The sequence below is a fragment of the Bradyrhizobium sp. CCGB20 genome, assembly GCF_024199855.1.
Classification (GTDB): Bacteria; Pseudomonadota; Alphaproteobacteria; order Rhizobiales; family Xanthobacteraceae; genus Bradyrhizobium.
In genome coordinates, this window is record NZ_JANADN010000001.1 from 1,100,897 (window position 1) to 1,116,228 (window position 15,332).

Consider the following 15,332-nt stretch of genomic DNA (forward strand, 5'->3'; position numbering starts at 1 on the left):
CTCAGTAACCCAGATAGGATTTGCGGATTTCTTCGTTGTTCGCGATGTCCTTGGCATTGCCCGACATCACGATGCGTCCGGTCTCGATCACATAGGCCTGGTCGGCGAGCTCGAGCGCGAGCTGGGCGTTCTGCTCCACCACCAGGATCGACACCTTGTCCTCGCGATTGATCTTGCCGAGGATGCCGAACAGGTCCCGCACGACGAGTGGCGCGAGGCCGAAGGACGGCTCGTCGAGCAGCATCAGGCGCGGCCGCAGCATCAGCGCGCGCGCAACCGCGAGCATCTGCTGCTCGCCGCCCGAGAGCGTGCCGGCCTGCTGGGTGTGGCGCTGCTTCAGCACCGGAAAATGCGCGTACATGCGCTCGATGTCGGAAACGATGCCGGCGCTGTCCTTGCGGGTGATGGCCCCCAGCTGGAGGTTCTCCTCGACCGTCATGGTGGTGAAGGTGCCGCGGCCCTGCGGCACATGGGCGATGCCGAACCGCACGATGCTCTCGGTGGAGCGATTGCTGAGCGGCTTGCCTTCGAACTCGATCGCACCGGTGGAACGCACCATGTTGCAGATCGCGCGCAAGGTGGTGGTCTTGCCGGCGCCATTGGCGCCGAGCAGCGTCGTCAGCGATCCTTCGTTGAGCGAGAAGGACAGGCCGTGGAGCGCCTGGACCTGGCCGTAATAGGCGCGCAGGTCCTTGACGTTGAGCAGCGTCGTCATTGGTCCTTGCTCCCGAGATAGGCCTTGATGACGTCGGGGTCTGCCTGCACCTGGGCGGGCGTGCCTTCCGCGAGCTTCTTGCCGAAATTCAGCGCGACGACGTGGTCGGCGATCGACATCACGAGACCCATGTGGTGCTCGACCAGCAGCACGGTCATGTGGCGTTCGTCACGAATTTTGCGGATGAGGTCGCCGAGCACATAGACTTCCTCGTGATTGAGGCCGCCGGCGGGCTCGTCGAGCAGCAGGATCTTAGGGTCGGCCGCGAGCGCACGCGCCAGCTCGACGCGCTTCTGCGTGCCGAAGGGCAGGCCGGACACGACGGTGTGGGCGACGTCCTCGAGCTTGAGATAGGCGAGGATCTCGTGGACCTTCTTGTTGACGTCGGTCTCGCTGCGCCGGACCCAGGCGAGCCTCAGGGAGTCGCTGATGATGTCGCTGGAGGTCTTCGAATGGGCGCCGACGCGGACGTTGTCCATCACCGACAGGTTCGGAAACAGCGCGACGTTCTGGAAGGTGCGGCCGATGCCAATCTCGGCGATCCGGTGCGGCGGGCGCGACAGGATGCTCACGCCTTCCATCAGGATGTCGCCCGACGAGGGCTGATAGAGCCGCGAGAGACAGTTGAAGAGCGTGGTCTTGCCGGCGCCGTTGGGGCCGATCAATCCGAGGATGGCGCCCTTGTGCATGTCAAAGGACACGCCGTTGAGCGCAATGATGCCGCCGAACACGACGCTGACGTCGCGAACCGCGAGCAGGGGCGATGTCCCCCGCGCGAGCTGTGCCTGCGTCATCTCGTCTCGCCCACGCACTTCAGTGGGCGAAGGGGCGATGCGAACCGCTCCCGGTGATGACAAAGGCTATCTGAACCCCTCGGCCACACGAGCAAGTTTCCCTCCTGATTTCAGCTTTTTGCTGACTTCTTTTTTGGATTGCGGCATCAGTCCCCCGAGTGCCGCTTCGATGTTCCTTACCATCGCAAGCAGACGCGGTCCAATGTCGTTGATCAAACGCTCTTCCGTGAAGCGGAATGCGGGCGCGCCGCAATTGAATGCGTAGGGTCCGGTTCCGTCGTTGAGCTTGAGCGCGACGCCGGCAGCGCCGATGTCGTCGTGCCAGTCGCCGACCGACATCGCGAAACCGTATTTCGCGACGGTTTCGCCGGAACGTTCGAGGCCATCGCGCATCTTCGGCCAGCGGCTGCCGTAATGTTCGCGCAGGATGCGGGACACTTCAGCGCGGCCCTCGTCGTCGAGCGCCCAGAAATAGGCGCGGCCCATCGCGCTGGTTGCAATCGGGACGCGGGAGCCGACGTCAAGTTGAACGCCGACCGTCTCGCTGCCACGGCTTTGCCCGAAATAGATCATGCTGTGGCGGTCGCGGCCGCCGATTGCGACGGCGCCTCCGGTCGCGCGCATCATTTCCTCGCGGAACGGTTCGGACAAATGCCGAACACCGAGATTGGCCAATGCAGCGTAGCCGAGCGCCATCGCCGCCGGCGCGAGCTGGTATTTCTCGAAACGGGGAACCGGCGTCAGATAACCGAGCTTCGTCAACGTGTAGGTCAGCCGCGAAACGGTCGGTTTGGGCAGATTGGTGCGCGCAGCGATCTCCTGATTGCCAAGAAGGCCGTCGTTGGGGTGGAATGCGCGCAATACATCTAGTCCGCGGGAAAGCGCGACGACGAAATTCCGATCGGTCGCTGTCTTCTTTCCTGTACGCTTCATCCCTGATCTGCTTCTTGCGCGGAGTCGTTGACAACGTCCGTGCTTCAAAATAACCCTGCCGTCAAGATGCGGAATTAAATTCCGCACCGCGAAATCGAACAAAAGTAAATCCCCACCAAGGAGGGAAACCGTGAGCGAAGTGGTCAAGCTTGAGCGTCATGACGAAGTCGGGATCGTCACGGTGAACAGCCCTCCGGTCAATGCGCTGAGTGCCGCAGTGCGCGGTGGCATTCTGGAATGCATCAAGGCCGCGATTGCCGATCCCGCGATCAAGGGCATCGTGCTGACCTGCGCCGGCCGGACCTTCATCGCCGGTGCCGACATCACCGAATTCGGCAAGCCGCCGAAGCCGCCCGCCCTCAACGACGTGCTCGCCGAGATCGAGAGCTCGCCGAAGCCGGTCGTTGCCGCGATCCACGGCACCGCGCTCGGCGGCGGCCTCGAGGTCGCGCTGGCCTGTCATTTCCGCGTCGCCGTGAAGGAAGCCAAGCTCGGCCTGCCCGAGGTGAAGCTCGGCCTGCTGCCGGGCGCCGGCGGCACCCAGCGCCTGCCGCGCGCGGTGGGTCCCGAGCTCGCCGTCAAGATGATCGTCGGCGGCGATCCGATCGGCGCCGCTGATGCGCTCAAGCACGGCCTGATCGAGGAGATCGTCGAGGGCCCGGCCTCCGGCGCTGAAGCCTTCGTGCGCAAATTGATCGCCGAGAAGCGTCCGCTGCGGCGCCTGCGCGACGACGATTCCAAGATCGCGGCGGCCAAGGCCGATCGCTCGATCTTCACCAATGCGGTCGCCGCCATGACCAAGAAGGCGCGCGGCCTGGAAGCCCCGTTCGCGGCAGCCGACGCCGTCGGCTATGCCATCGACCTGCCGTTCGACGAAGGGCTGAAGAAGGAGCGCGAGGGCTTCCTCAAGCTCGTCGCCAGCGACCAGTCCAAGGCGCAGCGCTATGCCTTCTTCGCCGAGCGCGAGGCCAGCAAGATCGCGGGCGTCCCTGACGGCACCAAGCCGCGGCCCGTGAACCGCGTCGCCATCCTCGGTGCCGGCACCATGGGCGGCGGCATCGCGATGTCCTTTGCCAATGCCGGCGTTCCCGTCACCCTGATCGAGACCGGCGAGGAGCAGCTCAAGCGCGGCATGGGCATCATGCAGAAGAACTGGGAAGCGACCGCCGCGCGCGGCGGCATCCCGGCGGACGCGCCCGCCAAGCGCATGGCGCTGATCAACGGCGTCGTCGGCATCGAGAATGTCGGCGATGCCGACCTCGTCATCGAAGCCGTGTTCGAGACCATGGCGGTCAAGAAGGAAGTGTTCGGCAAGCTCGACCAGTACGTCAAGCCCGGCGCGGTGCTCGCCTCCAACACCTCGTACCTGAACATCGACGAGATCGCGAAATCGACCAAGCGTCCGCAAGACGTGCTCGGCATGCACTTCTTCTCGCCGGCCAACGTCATGAAGCTGTGCGAGATCGTGCGCGCCGACAAGACCGCGCCGGATGCGCTGGTCACCGCCGTGACCATTGCGCGCAGGATCGCGAAGGTGCCGACCGTGGTCGGCGTCTGCGACGGCTTTGTCGGCAATCGCATGCTGGCGCAGCGCGGCAAGCAGTCGGAAAAGCTGCTGTTCGAAGGCGCATTGCCGCAGCAGGTCGATGCCGTCGTGACCAAGTTCGGCATGCCGATGGGGCCGTTCGCGATGGGCGACCTCGCCGGCCTCGACATCGGCTGGCGCTCGCGCAAGGACCGCGGCATCAAGTCGGAGATCGCGGACGCGCTCTGCGAAGCCGGCCGTTTCGGCCAGAAGACCGGCAAGGGCTACTACAAGTATGAAGCAGGCTCGCGTTCGGCGCTGCCCGATCCGGAGGTCGAAAAGCTGATCGACGAGACGCTGCTCCGTCTCGGCCGCAAGAAGCGCGTCGTCAGCGACGAGGAGATCCTCGAGCGCATGATGTACCCGATGATCAACGAGGGCGCGAAGATCCTCGAAGAGGGCGTCGCGGCACGTCCGTCCGACATCGACGTGGTCTGGCTCTACGGCTACGGCTGGCCGGTCTACCGCGGCGGCCCGATGTTCTGGGCCGACACCGTCGGCCTCAAGCACATCGCCGATCGCCTGGCCTTCTACGCCAAGGAGACCAACGACCCGAGCCTCGAGCCCGCGCCGCTGCTGAAGAAGCTCGCGGCCGAAGGCAAGACGTTCGCCTCGCTGGCGGCGGCGTCGAAGGCGGCGTGAAGGAGCCGTGTGCTCCAACTCTCAGTCATTCCGGGGCGCCCGTAGGGCGAACCCGGAATCTCGAGATTCCGGGTTCGATGCTCCGGCGTCGCGCTTCGCGATCCCGTCGCATCGCCCCGGAATGACGGTCTGCGGTTTAAGGAAGCAATGACCCATCCCGGCGAACAGTTTTATCCCGAGGGCGTGCGTTGGGACGACACCATCGTCCAGGGCTCACTGCCTGACCTGTTGTCGACAGCCGCCGCCGAGTTCGGCCCGCGCACCGCGCTGGAATTCCGCGATCGGCCGATCAGCTACACCGAGCTCGCCGGGATGGCCGATCGTGCGGCTGCGGCCTTCCTGCGTGCCGGCTGCGGCAAGAACACGTCGGTCGCGTTGTTCCTCGGCAACACGCCGGACCATCCCGTCAATTTCTTCGGCGCGCTGAAGGCAGGCAGCCGCGTCGCGCATCTCTCGCCGCTCGACGGCGAGATCGCGCTGACGCACAAGGTCTCGGACTCCGGCTCGCGCCTGCTGGTCACCTCCAATCTCGCGGCGCTGCTGCCGACCGCGCTGAAGTTCCTGGAAAAGGGACTGATCGATCGCCTCGTGGTCTGCGAGGACGACAATTGGGGCAAGGTCGGCACGCCGCAGGCCGCGATCCCCGATGATCCCCGCATCATCACCTTCAAGGCTTTCGTCGAAGGTGCCACCGCGCCTGCGCAGTGGCCGTCCGTGACGGCCGACGACGTCGCGCTGCTGCAATATACCGGCGGCACCACCGGCCTGCCCAAGGGCGCGATGCTCACCCACGGCAACCTCACCTCCGCTGTGTCGATCTACGACGTCTGGGGCAAGCCGTCGCGTGCCGCGCGCGGCGACGTCGTCGAGCGCGTGATCTGCGTGCTGCCGCTGTTCCACATCTATGCGCTCACCGTCGTGCTGCTGTCCTCGCTCAGCCGCGGCAATCTGATCTCGCTGCATCAGCGTTTCGACGTCGAAGCGGTGATGCGCGACATCGAAATCAGGCGCGCGACCTACTTCCCGGGCGTGCCGACGATGTGGATCGCGATCGCCGCGCTCCCCGATCTGGACAAGCGCGACTTCTCCTCGCTCAGCGCCATCGGCTCCGGCGGCGCGCCGCTGCCGGTGGAGGTCGCGAGCTTCTTCGAGCGCAAGGTCGGCAAGAAGCTGCGCAGCGGCTGGGGCATGACCGAGACCTGCTCGCCCGGCACCGGCCATCCGCCGACAGGACCGGACAAGCCCGGGTCGATCGGCCTGATGCTGCCCGGCATCGAGCTCGACGTCGTCTCGCTGGACGATCCCGCAAAGGTGCTGCCGCCGGGCGAAGTCGGCGAGATCCGCATCAAGGGCCCGAACGTCACCCAGGGCTACTGGAATAAGCCAAAGGAATCCGCGGAGTCATTTTCCGACGGCCGCTTCCTCACCGGCGACATCGGCTATGTCGACACCGACGGCTATTTCTTCCTGGTCGACCGCAAGAAGGACATGATCATCTCCGGCGGGTTCAACGTCTACCCGCAGATGATCGAGCAGGCGATCTACACCATACCCGGCGTGCACGAGGTGATCGTGCTCGGCATTCCCGACCAGTATCGCGGCGAGGCCGCCAAGGCTTTCATCAAGCTGAAGCCGGACGCGAAGCCGTTCTCGCTCGACGAGCTGCGCGCGCAGCTCGCCGGCAAGGTCGGCAAGCACGAGCTGCCGGCCGAGGTCGAGTTCGTCGACGATCTGCCGCGCACGCCGGTCGGAAAGCTGTCGCGCCACGAGTTGCGCCGGCAGCAGAAACCATCACAATCCACGCAACCAGGAGGTCGCTCTTGACCGACGCCGTCATCGTTTCCACCGCCCGCACGCCGATCGGCAAGGCCTATCGCGGCATGCTCAACGCCACTGAGGGCGCAACGCTGCTCGGCCACGCCATCGGCGAGGCCGTCGCGCGCGCCAAGGTCGACCCGAAGGAGGTCGAGGACGTCGTGATGGGCGCAGCGCTCCAGCAGGGCGCGACCGGCGGCAACATCGCGCGCAAGGCGCTGCTCCGTGCCGGCCTCCCCGTCACCGTCGCCGGCACCACCATCGACCGGCAGTGTGCCTCGGGCCTGCAGGCGATCGCGCTCGCCGCGCGCTCGGTGATCTTCGACGGCGTCGAGATCGCGGTCGGCGGCGGCGGCGAGTCGATCTCGCTCGTGCAGAACGACAAGATGAACGGCTTCCACGCCCAGGATCCGGCGCTGCTGAAGATCAAGGGCGAGGTCTACATGCCCATGATCGACACCGCCGAAGTCGTGGCCAAGCGCTACGGCATCTCGCGCGAGAAGCAAGACGAATATTCGCTGGAGAGCCAGCGCCGCACCGCCGCGGCCCAGCAGGGCGGCAAGTTCAAGGACGAGCTCGCGCCGATCACGACGCAGATGGCGGTCACCGACAAGGCGACCGGCGCCGTGTCGATGAAGGAGGTCACGCTGTCGCAGGACGAAGGCCCGCGCCCCGAGACCACCGCAGAAGGCCTCGCCGGCCTCAAGCCCGTCCGCGGCGAAGGTTTTTCGATCACCGCCGGCAACGCCAGCCAGCTCTCCGACGGCGCCAGCGCCTCGGTGATCATGAGCGACAAGGAAGCCTCAAAGCGCGGCCTCAAGCCGCTCGGCATCTTCCGCGGCTTCGTCTCGGCCGGCTGTGAGCCGGACGAGATGGGCATCGGCCCGGTCTTCGCCGTGCCGCGCCTGCTCAAGCGCCACGGTCTCACCGTCGACGACATCGGGCTCTGGGAGCTCAACGAAGCCTTCGCGGTGCAGGTGCTGTATTGCCGCGACAAGCTCGGCATCGACCCCGAGAAGATCAACGTCGACGGCGGCGCGATCTCGGTCGGCCACCCCTACGGCATGTCGGGCGCGCGCCTCACCGGCCACGCCTTGATCGAAGGCCGCCGCCGCAAGGCCAAGTATGCGGTCGTCACCATGTGCGTCGGCGGCGGCATGGGCGCTGCCGGGTTGTTTGAGATTTTGCAGTAATTCACAGGAGGATCCGATGGATCTCGCATTCACGAAAGAAGAGCAGGCGTTTCGCGAGGAAGTGCGATCGTTCTTCCGCGACAACGTGCCCCCGGATACGCGGCGCAAGCTGGTCGAGGGCCGTCATCTCTCGAAGGACGAGATGGTGACGTGGTGGCGCATCCTCAACAAGAAGGGCTGGGGCGTGAGCCATTGGCCCAAGCAATATGGCGGCACCGGCTGGACCTCCGTGCAGCACTACATCTTCAACGAGGAGCTGCAGTCCTATCCGGCGCCGCAGCCGCTCGCCTTCGGCGTCAGCATGGTCGGCCCCGTCATCTACACCTTCGGTAACGAAGAGCAGAAGAAGCAGTATCTGCCGCGCATCGCCAATGTCGACGACTGGTGGTGCCAGGGCTTCTCCGAGCCCGGCTCCGGCTCCGACCTCGCTTCGCTGAAGACCAAGGCCGAGCGCAAGGGCGACAAGTGGATCATCAACGGCCAGAAGACCTGGACCACGCTGGCCCAGCACGCCGACATGATCTTCTGCCTCTGCCGCACCGACGCGACCGCCAAGAAGCAGATGGGCATCTCCTTCATCGTCTTCTCGATGAAGTCGAAGGGCGTCACCGTGCGCCCGATCCAGACCATCGACGGCGGCGTCGAGGTCAACGAAGTCTTCTTCGACGACGTCGAGGTGCCCTACGAGAACCTGATCGGCGAGGAGAACAAGGGCTGGGATTACGCAAAATTCCTGCTCGGCAATGAGCGTACCGGCATCGCGCGGGTCGGCGTCTCCAAGGAGCGGCTGCGCCGCATCCGCGATTTGGCCTCCAAGGTCGAATCCGGTGGCAAGCCGATCATCCAGGACGCGGCCTTCCGCGAGAAGCTGGCGGCCTGCGAGATCGAGCTGAAGGCGCTCGAGCTGACGCAGCTGCGCGTCGTCGCCGACGAGGGCAAGCACGGCAAGGGCAAGCCCAATCCGGCCTCGTCCGTGCTGAAGATCAAGGGCTCGGAGATCCAGCAGACCACCACCGAGCTGCTGATGGAAGTGATCGGCCCGTTCGCCGCGCCCTACGACGTGCACGGCGACGACGGCTCCAACGAAGCCATGGAGTGGACCGCCCAGATCGCGCCGAGCTACTTCAACAACCGCAAGGTCTCGATCTACGGCGGCTCCAACGAGATCCAGCGCAACATCATCGCCAAGGCGGTGCTGGGGCTCTAGACGACTGTCATTCCGGGACGCGCGAAGCGCGAACCCGGAATCTCGCGCCACAACCTCTGGATTCCGGGTTCACGCGCTATCGCGCGTGCCCCGGAATGACGAAGCCAAATAAGTCCGGGTACGAGGAACCAAAGAAATGGATTTTGATCTGAACGAGGAGCAGCGGCTTCTCAAGGACAGCATCGACGGCCTGCTGACCGATTCCTATGATTTCGAGAGCCGCAAGAAGTACATGAAGGAGAAGGGCGGCTGGAGCCAGGCTGTCTGGGGCAAGCTCGCCGAGCAGGGCCTGCTTGGTCTGCCCTTCGCGGAGGCCGATGGCGGCTTCGGCGGCGGCGGCGTCGAAACCATGATCGTGATGGAAGCGCTCGGCAAGGCGCTGGTGCTCGAGCCGTATCTGGCGACGGTCGTGATCGGCGGCGGCTTCCTGCGCCATGCGGGCAGCGATGCACAGAAGGCCGCGCACGTGCCCGGCATCATCGACGGCAGCAAGACGCTGGCGTTCGCCCAGCTCGAGAAGAACTCGCGCTACGACCTCTTCGACGTCTCCACGACCGCGAAGAAGAAGGGCGACGGCTGGGTGATCGACGGCGAGAAGTTCGTCGTGCTCAACGGCGAGAACGCGCAGACGCTTGTCGTCACCGCCCGCACCAAGGGTGACCGCCGCGACAAGACCGGCATCGGCGTGTTCCTGGTGCCGGCGAATGCCAAGGGCGTCACCAAGAAGTCGTATCCGACCCAGGACGGCCTGCATGCCGCCGACATCACCTTCACCGGCGTCGAAGTGGGCAGCGATGCGGCGATCGGCAATCCCGACGACTCGCTCGCGCTGATCGAGCGCGTCGTGGACGAAGCCCGCGTCGCGCTCTGCGCCGAAGCGGTCGGGCTGATGGACGAGTCGCTCAAGACCACAGTCGAGTACATCAAGACCCGAAAGCAGTTCGGCGTCGCGATCGGCTCGTTCCAGTCGTTGCAGCACCGTGCCTCCGACATGTTCGTCGCCGCGGAGCAGGCCCGCTCGATGTCGATGTTCGCGACCATGGCCGGTGATTTCGAGGACGCCAAGGAGCGTTCCAACGCGATCGCCGCGGCCAAGGTGCAGATCGGCAAGTCCCTGAAGTTCGTGGGACAGCAGGCGATCCAGCTCCACGGCGGCATCGGCATGACCATGGAGGCCAAGATCGGCCACTACTTCAAGCGCCTCACCATGATCGAGAACTCGTTCGGCGACACCGACTACCACCAGCGCCGCGTCGCGGATGGCGGCGGGTTGATCTGAGCCACACTGCGACTGTCATCCCCCGCGAAAGCGGGGGATCCAGTACGCCGCGGCTTCTCGATTCCAGCCGCGCTGTCTCTGGAATACTGGATCGCCCGCCTTCGCGGGCGATGACACCGACAAGCGGACGTAGCGGAGCAACAACAATGAAAAACACCCCGTTCGATCTCACCGGCAAGGTCGCAATCGTCACCGGCTCCAGCCGCGGCATCGGCCGCTCCTCCGCAGAGCTGCTCGCAAAGCTCGGGGCCAAGGTCGTGGTCTCCTCGCGCAAGGCCGACGCCTGCAAGGAAGTGGCGGACGGCATCAATGCATCGGGCGGCGACGCCACCGTCATCCCCTGCAACATCGCGCGCAAGGCCGAGGTCGAGGCGCTGATCTCGGGCACCATCAAGCATTACGGCAAGCTCGACATCCTCGTCTGCAACGCGGCCGTCAATCCCTATTACGGCCCGCTGCTCGACATCACGGACGAGGCCTTCGACAAGATCATGGGCAGCAACGTCAAGAGCAACATCTGGCTCTCCGCGCTGGCGATCCCGCAAATGGCGGAGCGCGGCAACGGCTCCGTCGTCATCATCTCCTCGATCGGGGGCCTGCGCGGCTCGACCGTGATCGGCGCCTACGGCATCTCGAAGGCCGCCGATTTCGCGCTGTGCCGCTCGCTCGCCGGCGAATGGGGTCCGAAAGGCGTCCGCGTCAACTGCATCGCGCCCGGCCTCGTCAAGACCGACTTCGCCCGCGCGCTGTGGGAAGACGAAGCCATGCTGAAGCGCCGCACCGCCACCACGCCGCTCCGCCGCATCGGCGAACCCGACGAAATCGCGGGCGCCGTCGCCTACCTTGCCTCCGATGCCTCGAGCTTCATGACCGGCCAGACCATCGTGATCGACGGCGGCGTGACGACCGCGGCGGTGTAGCTTTCTTCCCCTCTCCCCCTGTGGGAGAGGGTGGATCGCCGCGAAGCGGCGAGACGGGTGAGGGGTCTCTCTCCGCGCGTGACCCCCTCTCGCATTATTCTTCGCCGATAGAACCCCTCATCCGGCGCGCTTCTCGCGCGCCACCTTCTCCCACAAGGGGAGAAGGGAAGGGGCACCGGTCCCCGCATCCAACCTTGACCTTCCGCCTCCAATCCGCTCCCTTTGGCGCGACACAATGATCCCTCACGGGAAAACGCCAAGGTAGCTTCCATGTCTTTCGTCCTCGCCATCGACCAGGGCACCACCTCCTCGCGCGCCATCGTCTTTCGCAGCGACATCTCGATCGCCGCCCGCGCGCAGCAGGAATTTCCGCAGCATTTTCCGGCCTCGGGCTGGGTGGAGCACGAGCCGGAGGACATCTGGACCTCGACCGTGATGGTCTGCCGCGAGGCGATCGAGCAGGCCGGCATCGGCGCCAAGGACATCGCCGCGATCGGCATCACCAATCAGCGCGAGACCACCGTGGTGTGGGACCGTGCCACGGGCCAGGCCGTGCACCGCGCCATCGTCTGGCAGGACCGGCGCACCGCCGACGTCTGCGCCAAACTCAAGGCCGACGGCCGCGAGCCCTTGATCTCGCAAAAGACCGGCCTGATCATCGATCCCTATTTCTCAGGCACCAAGGTCGCCTGGATCCTCGATCACGTCCCCGGCGCGCGGGCGCGCGCCGCGCGCGGCGAATTGATGTTCGGCACCATCGATTGTTATCTGCTCTGGCGCCTCACCGGCGGCAAGGTGCACGCCACCGATGCCACCAATGCCTCGCGCACGCTGCTGTTCAACATCCACACCGGCCAGTGGGACGACGAGCTGCTGGAGATCATCGGCGTGCCGCGCTCGATGCTGCCCGAGGTGAAGGATTCCTCGGCCCGCTTCGGCGAGAGCACGCCCGACCTGTTCGGCGGCGCCATCGCCATCTCCGGCATTGCCGGCGACCAGCAGGCGGCGACCATCGGCCAGGCCTGCTTCCGCCCGGGCATGATGAAGTCCACCTACGGCACCGGCTGCTTCGCGCTGCTCAACACCGGTACCACGCCCGTGGTGTCGAAGAACAAGCTGCTCACCACCGTCGCCTATCAGCTCGACGGCAAGCGCACCTACGCCCTCGAAGGCTCGATCTTTGTCGCAGGCAGCGCGGTGCAGTGGCTGCGCGACGGCCTCGGCATCATCAAGCACGCGGCCGAGACCGGCCCGCTCGCCGATCAATCCGATTCCATGCAGAGCGTCTATCTGGTGCCGGCTTTCGTCGGCATGGGCGCGCCCTACTGGAATCCGCGCGTGCGCGGCGCGCTGTTCGGCCTCACCCGCAACACCGGCCCGGCCGAGCTCGCGCACGCGGCGCTGGAGAGCGTGTGTTACCAGACTTTTGACCTGTGGGCCGCGATGCGCGCCGACTGGCCGAGCTCGGAAACGGCCAGCGTCGTGCTGCGCGTCGACGGCGGCATGACCGCATCCGACTGGACCATGCAGCGCCTCGCAGACCTCCTCGACGCGCCGGTCGATCGCCCCGTGATCCAGGAGACCACGGCACTGGGCGCCGCCTATCTCGCCGGCCTCCAGGCGGGCGTCTATCCCGAGCCGACGAAATTCGCCGACAACTGGCGCCTCGAGCACCGCTTCAAGCCAAACATGAGCCAGGCGACGCGCGAGCGAAAGCTCGCGGGCTGGGCGAGGGCGGTGAAGGGCGTGCTGGCGAGCGACGAGGGGGAGGGCTGACACGCTCTATCCACGTCGTCGTCCCTGCCTAGTGCGCAATTGCGCACGGGCGCAGGGACCCATACCGCGAGATCTATCGAGTCGCGGACGATAGCAGTACCGAACGAAGAGTCTTCGCCAAACTGCGCCCTGTGGTTATCGCGACGAGCGCAAGCGCTCGCGCGGAGGTCCCGGATCTGCGCGCGCTTAAGGCGCGCTTGTCCGGGACGACAACGGAGTGTGAAGCGCCGGCTTTGGAGCCTCTCTCGATGAACCAGAGTAACGAAAAATGATCCTCTCCGACGGCTACTCCGACATTCCCTCAGGCAAGATCGCCGCCGTCGTCACCCATCTTGAGATGACCGCGCGTCCCGCGCGCCGCGACGATCCACCGGGTGCGTGGACCTTGCGCAAGGTCGATGCCCCCGGGCTCGATTGGTACCGCGATCTCTTCCGCCGCGTCGGCGAGGAGTGGCTGTGGTTTTCGCGAGCGCGCATGACCGACGCGGAGCTGGCCGCGGTCATTCACGCACCGGGGATCGAAGTCTACGCGCTGGTCGTGGATGGCCGCGACGAAGGCCTGCTGGAGCTGGATTTCCGCGAGGCCGCCCAGTGCGAGCTGGTCTATTTCGGCGTCACCGCGCCCTTGATCGGACGCGGCGCGGCCCGCTTCCTGATGAACCGGGCACTTGAGATCGCGTGGTCACGCGACCTCCGCCGCGTCTGGGTGCACACCTGCACCTTCGACCATCCGTCCGCAGTCGCGTTCTACCAGCGCTCCGGCTTCCGCCCCTTCCGCCGCCAGATCGAAATCGCCGACGACCCGCGCCTCGACGGCACGGCGCCGCGCGATGCGGCGAAGCATGTTCCGATCATTTGAGTCATGTGCGGGGCCGTAGCCCGGATGAGTGAAGCGAAATCCGGGACGAGCGCGACGCTCTCCTTCCAAGAAGTTTGTTGCGGCCGGCGCGCATTGGCGATGAACTGCGCGGCGCAGCCGTAGCCCAACGAACAAGAGGCGTGAAAACCATGTTCCTGATCGGCCAATACGACTCCCCCTTCGTCCGTCGCGTCGCGATTGCGCTGCGGCTTTACGGCCTTGCCTTCGAGCACCGGCCGTGGTCGACCTTCGGCGATGCCGACAGGATCGCGCCGTACAATCCGCTGCGGCGCGTGCCGACGCTGGTGCTCGACGACGGCGAGGCGCTGATCGAGAGCACGATCATCCTGGACTATCTCGACGAACGCGTCGGGCCGGACAAGGCCATGCTGCCGCAAGCCGGTGCCGAGCGACGCAAGCACTTGCGCATCTGCGCGCTCGCCTGCGGTCTCGGCGACAAGGCGGTCAGCCTGCTCTATGAGCGCGTGCTGCGGAAGGAGCAGCTTGCGTTGTGGGTCGAGCGCTGCCAGGCGCAGATTCTCGACGTGCTCGGCGTGCTGGAGGCCGAGCGCGCGAAGGTGACGACGGCGTACTGGCTGGGCGACCGCATCGGCCATGCCGACGTCGCGGTCGCCTGCGTCGTCCGCTTTACCCGTGAGGCGCACCCGCAATTGTTCGACGCGGCGCGCTATCCGGCGCTGTCAGCGCATGCCGAGCGCTGCGAGGCCCTCGCGCCATTTCAGGAGATCGTGCAGCCGCTGGCGCCGCCGAAGGGGTGAAGGTGGCGTAGCCCGGATGGAGCGCAGCGAAATCCGGGGCAGTGTCCCCGCATTCCGCTCCGCACCATGCGGACTACAAACGCGCTGCTATTTCCGCGAACAGGGTTTGATCTCGCCCGCCGCGGTCTTCAGCACGATCGGATTCGGCGACAGCCTTATGCCGAAGAACAATTGGGAGCCGGACACCTTGTCGTCCGATCCTTCGTGTGCCTCAAGCTCGAGCTTCGCTGCGATCTCGGATGTCAGCTTGGCCCGCTCCTCCATCGAAATCTTGTTGTGATATTTGATCTCGTAGACGACATCGGCTTCCAGCACGGACCGCGTCTGGCACACAAGGCTGCCGCTCGAAATGTTCTGGGTGACCGCATCCTCGCAGTCGGCCTTCAACAATGCATTCCGGGTCGAGATGAGCAATTCGTCGGAAATCAGCAGAATGTTGGCGTTCTCGAGCTTGAGGTGAATCGAATCGACCTGCTCCATCCCGGCGACGGCGGAGAGCTTGTCCCTGATCTGGGCGGATACGTCGAGATTTTTCTCGAGCGACTGCTTCAAGTCGCGGTCCATGGTCCGGGATTTCTGAATCTTGCCGGTCAGGAGCGCGGGGTCGACTTCGCAGGTCGGATGCAACTCCAGCCGGCCATTGCTGAGATATTCGATCGTGTTGATGGTGCCGGTACCGCCGAACGTGCTCGGCGGTACCACCTCGAAATATCCGGTCTCGGAGAGGATGGCCGTGATCGTCTGCTTCTTGCGCGGAAACCCGGCCCAGGCCGCAATCATCACCAAGCCTATCGCGACAAATACGCCGCTACCAAGCCAGAGCCATTTACGGCTT

General features: G+C 65.4%; 13 protein-coding genes. 9 read left to right on the forward strand and 4 right to left on the reverse strand.

Going from position 1 to position 15,332, the window contains the following annotated elements:
- Position 1: 1 nt before the first annotated feature.
- The 3 genes from NLM15_RS05110 to NLM15_RS05120 all read right to left on the reverse strand — a co-directional run bounded on the left by NLM15_RS05110 (position 2) and on the right by NLM15_RS05120 (position 2,442).
- Positions 2-715, reverse strand: a complete 714-nt coding sequence (locus tag NLM15_RS05110; RefSeq protein WP_014498266.1) for an ABC transporter ATP-binding protein — start codon at positions 713-715, stop codon at positions 2-4.
- Positions 712-1,509, reverse strand: coding sequence for an ABC transporter ATP-binding protein (locus NLM15_RS05115; protein ID WP_254115943.1), 798 nt, complete (start codon positions 1,507-1,509; stop codon positions 712-714). The genes NLM15_RS05110 and NLM15_RS05115 overlap by 4 nt, the downstream gene beginning before the upstream one ends.
- A 66-nt stretch (positions 1,510-1,575) precedes the next feature.
- On the reverse strand, positions 1,576-2,442 hold the full coding sequence (locus NLM15_RS05120; protein WP_254124148.1) for an IclR family transcriptional regulator: 867 nt from the start codon (positions 2,440-2,442) through the stop codon (positions 1,576-1,578).
- 130 nt (positions 2,443-2,572) lie between these two features.
- Between NLM15_RS05120 and NLM15_RS05125 the strand changes: the two genes are divergently transcribed.
- From NLM15_RS05125 to NLM15_RS05165, 9 genes are all read left to right on the forward strand, one after another.
- Positions 2,573-4,669, forward strand: coding sequence for a 3-hydroxyacyl-CoA dehydrogenase NAD-binding domain-containing protein (locus NLM15_RS05125; RefSeq protein WP_254115944.1), 2,097 nt, complete (start codon positions 2,573-2,575; stop codon positions 4,667-4,669).
- Positions 4,670-4,816: 147 nt separating this feature from the next.
- On the forward strand, positions 4,817-6,493 hold the full coding sequence (gene pimA / locus NLM15_RS05130; protein ID WP_254115945.1) for a dicarboxylate--CoA ligase PimA: 1,677 nt from the start codon (positions 4,817-4,819) through the stop codon (positions 6,491-6,493).
- Positions 6,490-7,677, forward strand: a complete 1,188-nt coding sequence (locus NLM15_RS05135) for an acetyl-CoA C-acyltransferase (protein WP_254115946.1) — start codon at positions 6,490-6,492, stop codon at positions 7,675-7,677. Before pimA ends, NLM15_RS05135 begins: the two co-directional genes overlap by 4 nt.
- 16 nt (positions 7,678-7,693) lie before the next feature.
- Positions 7,694-8,884, forward strand: coding sequence for a pimeloyl-CoA dehydrogenase large subunit (pimC, locus tag NLM15_RS05140; protein ID WP_254115947.1), 1,191 nt, complete (start codon positions 7,694-7,696; stop codon positions 8,882-8,884).
- Positions 8,885-9,020: 136 nt separating this feature from the next.
- Positions 9,021-10,163, forward strand: a complete 1,143-nt coding sequence (gene pimD, locus NLM15_RS05145) for a pimeloyl-CoA dehydrogenase small subunit (RefSeq protein ID WP_254115948.1) — start codon at positions 9,021-9,023, stop codon at positions 10,161-10,163.
- A 146-nt stretch (positions 10,164-10,309) separates the two neighbouring features.
- On the forward strand, positions 10,310-11,083 hold the full coding sequence (locus tag NLM15_RS05150; protein ID WP_254115949.1) for an SDR family NAD(P)-dependent oxidoreductase: 774 nt from the start codon (positions 10,310-10,312) through the stop codon (positions 11,081-11,083).
- A gap of 270 nt (positions 11,084-11,353) precedes the next feature.
- A complete protein-coding gene (glpK, locus tag NLM15_RS05155; RefSeq protein ID WP_254115950.1) occupies positions 11,354-12,859 on the forward strand; it encodes a glycerol kinase GlpK in 1,506 nt (501 codons plus the stop codon).
- 268 nt (positions 12,860-13,127) lie between these two features.
- Complete coding sequence (locus NLM15_RS05160; RefSeq protein ID WP_254115951.1) at positions 13,128-13,718, forward strand: GNAT family N-acetyltransferase; 591 nt, start codon at positions 13,128-13,130, stop codon at positions 13,716-13,718.
- Positions 13,719-13,867: 149 nt separating this feature from the next.
- Positions 13,868-14,497, forward strand: a complete 630-nt coding sequence (locus NLM15_RS05165) for a glutathione S-transferase family protein (protein WP_254124149.1) — start codon at positions 13,868-13,870, stop codon at positions 14,495-14,497.
- A gap of 87 nt (positions 14,498-14,584) precedes the next feature.
- Here the strand turns inward: NLM15_RS05165 and NLM15_RS05170 are convergent, their stop codons facing one another.
- Positions 14,585-15,277 (reverse strand): hypothetical protein, encoded by a 693-nt coding sequence (locus NLM15_RS05170; RefSeq protein ID WP_254124150.1) that lies wholly within the window; start codon positions 15,275-15,277, stop codon positions 14,585-14,587.
- Between the last annotated feature and the right edge of the window lie 55 nt (positions 15,278-15,332).

Bases quoted from the DNA above. Each gene is read 5' to 3' on its own strand.
- pimA (WP_254115945.1), top strand. From the start codon at position 4,817: ATGACCCATCCCGGCGAACAGTTTTATCCCGAGGGCGTGCGTTGGGAC.
- NLM15_RS05165 (WP_254124149.1), top strand. From the start codon at position 13,868: ATGTTCCTGATCGGCCAATACGACTCCCCCTTCGTCCGTCGCGTCGCG.
- pimC (WP_254115947.1), top strand. From the start codon at position 7,694: ATGGATCTCGCATTCACGAAAGAAGAGCAGGCGTTTCGCGAGGAAGTG.
- NLM15_RS05120 (WP_254124148.1), bottom strand. From the start codon at position 2,442: ATGAAGCGTACAGGAAAGAAGACAGCGACCGATCGGAATTTCGTCGTC.
- NLM15_RS05150 (WP_254115949.1), top strand. From the start codon at position 10,310: ATGAAAAACACCCCGTTCGATCTCACCGGCAAGGTCGCAATCGTCACC.
- pimD (WP_254115948.1), top strand. From the start codon at position 9,021: ATGGATTTTGATCTGAACGAGGAGCAGCGGCTTCTCAAGGACAGCATC.
- glpK (WP_254115950.1), top strand. From the start codon at position 11,354: ATGTCTTTCGTCCTCGCCATCGACCAGGGCACCACCTCCTCGCGCGCC.
- NLM15_RS05110 (WP_014498266.1), bottom strand. From the start codon at position 715: ATGACGACGCTGCTCAACGTCAAGGACCTGCGCGCCTATTACGGCCAG.
- NLM15_RS05160 (WP_254115951.1), top strand. From the start codon at position 13,128: ATGATCCTCTCCGACGGCTACTCCGACATTCCCTCAGGCAAGATCGCC.
- NLM15_RS05115 (WP_254115943.1), bottom strand. From the start codon at position 1,509: ATGACGCAGGCACAGCTCGCGCGGGGGACATCGCCCCTGCTCGCGGTT.
- NLM15_RS05170 (WP_254124150.1), bottom strand. From the start codon at position 15,277: ATGATTGCGGCCTGGGCCGGGTTTCCGCGCAAGAAGCAGACGATCACG.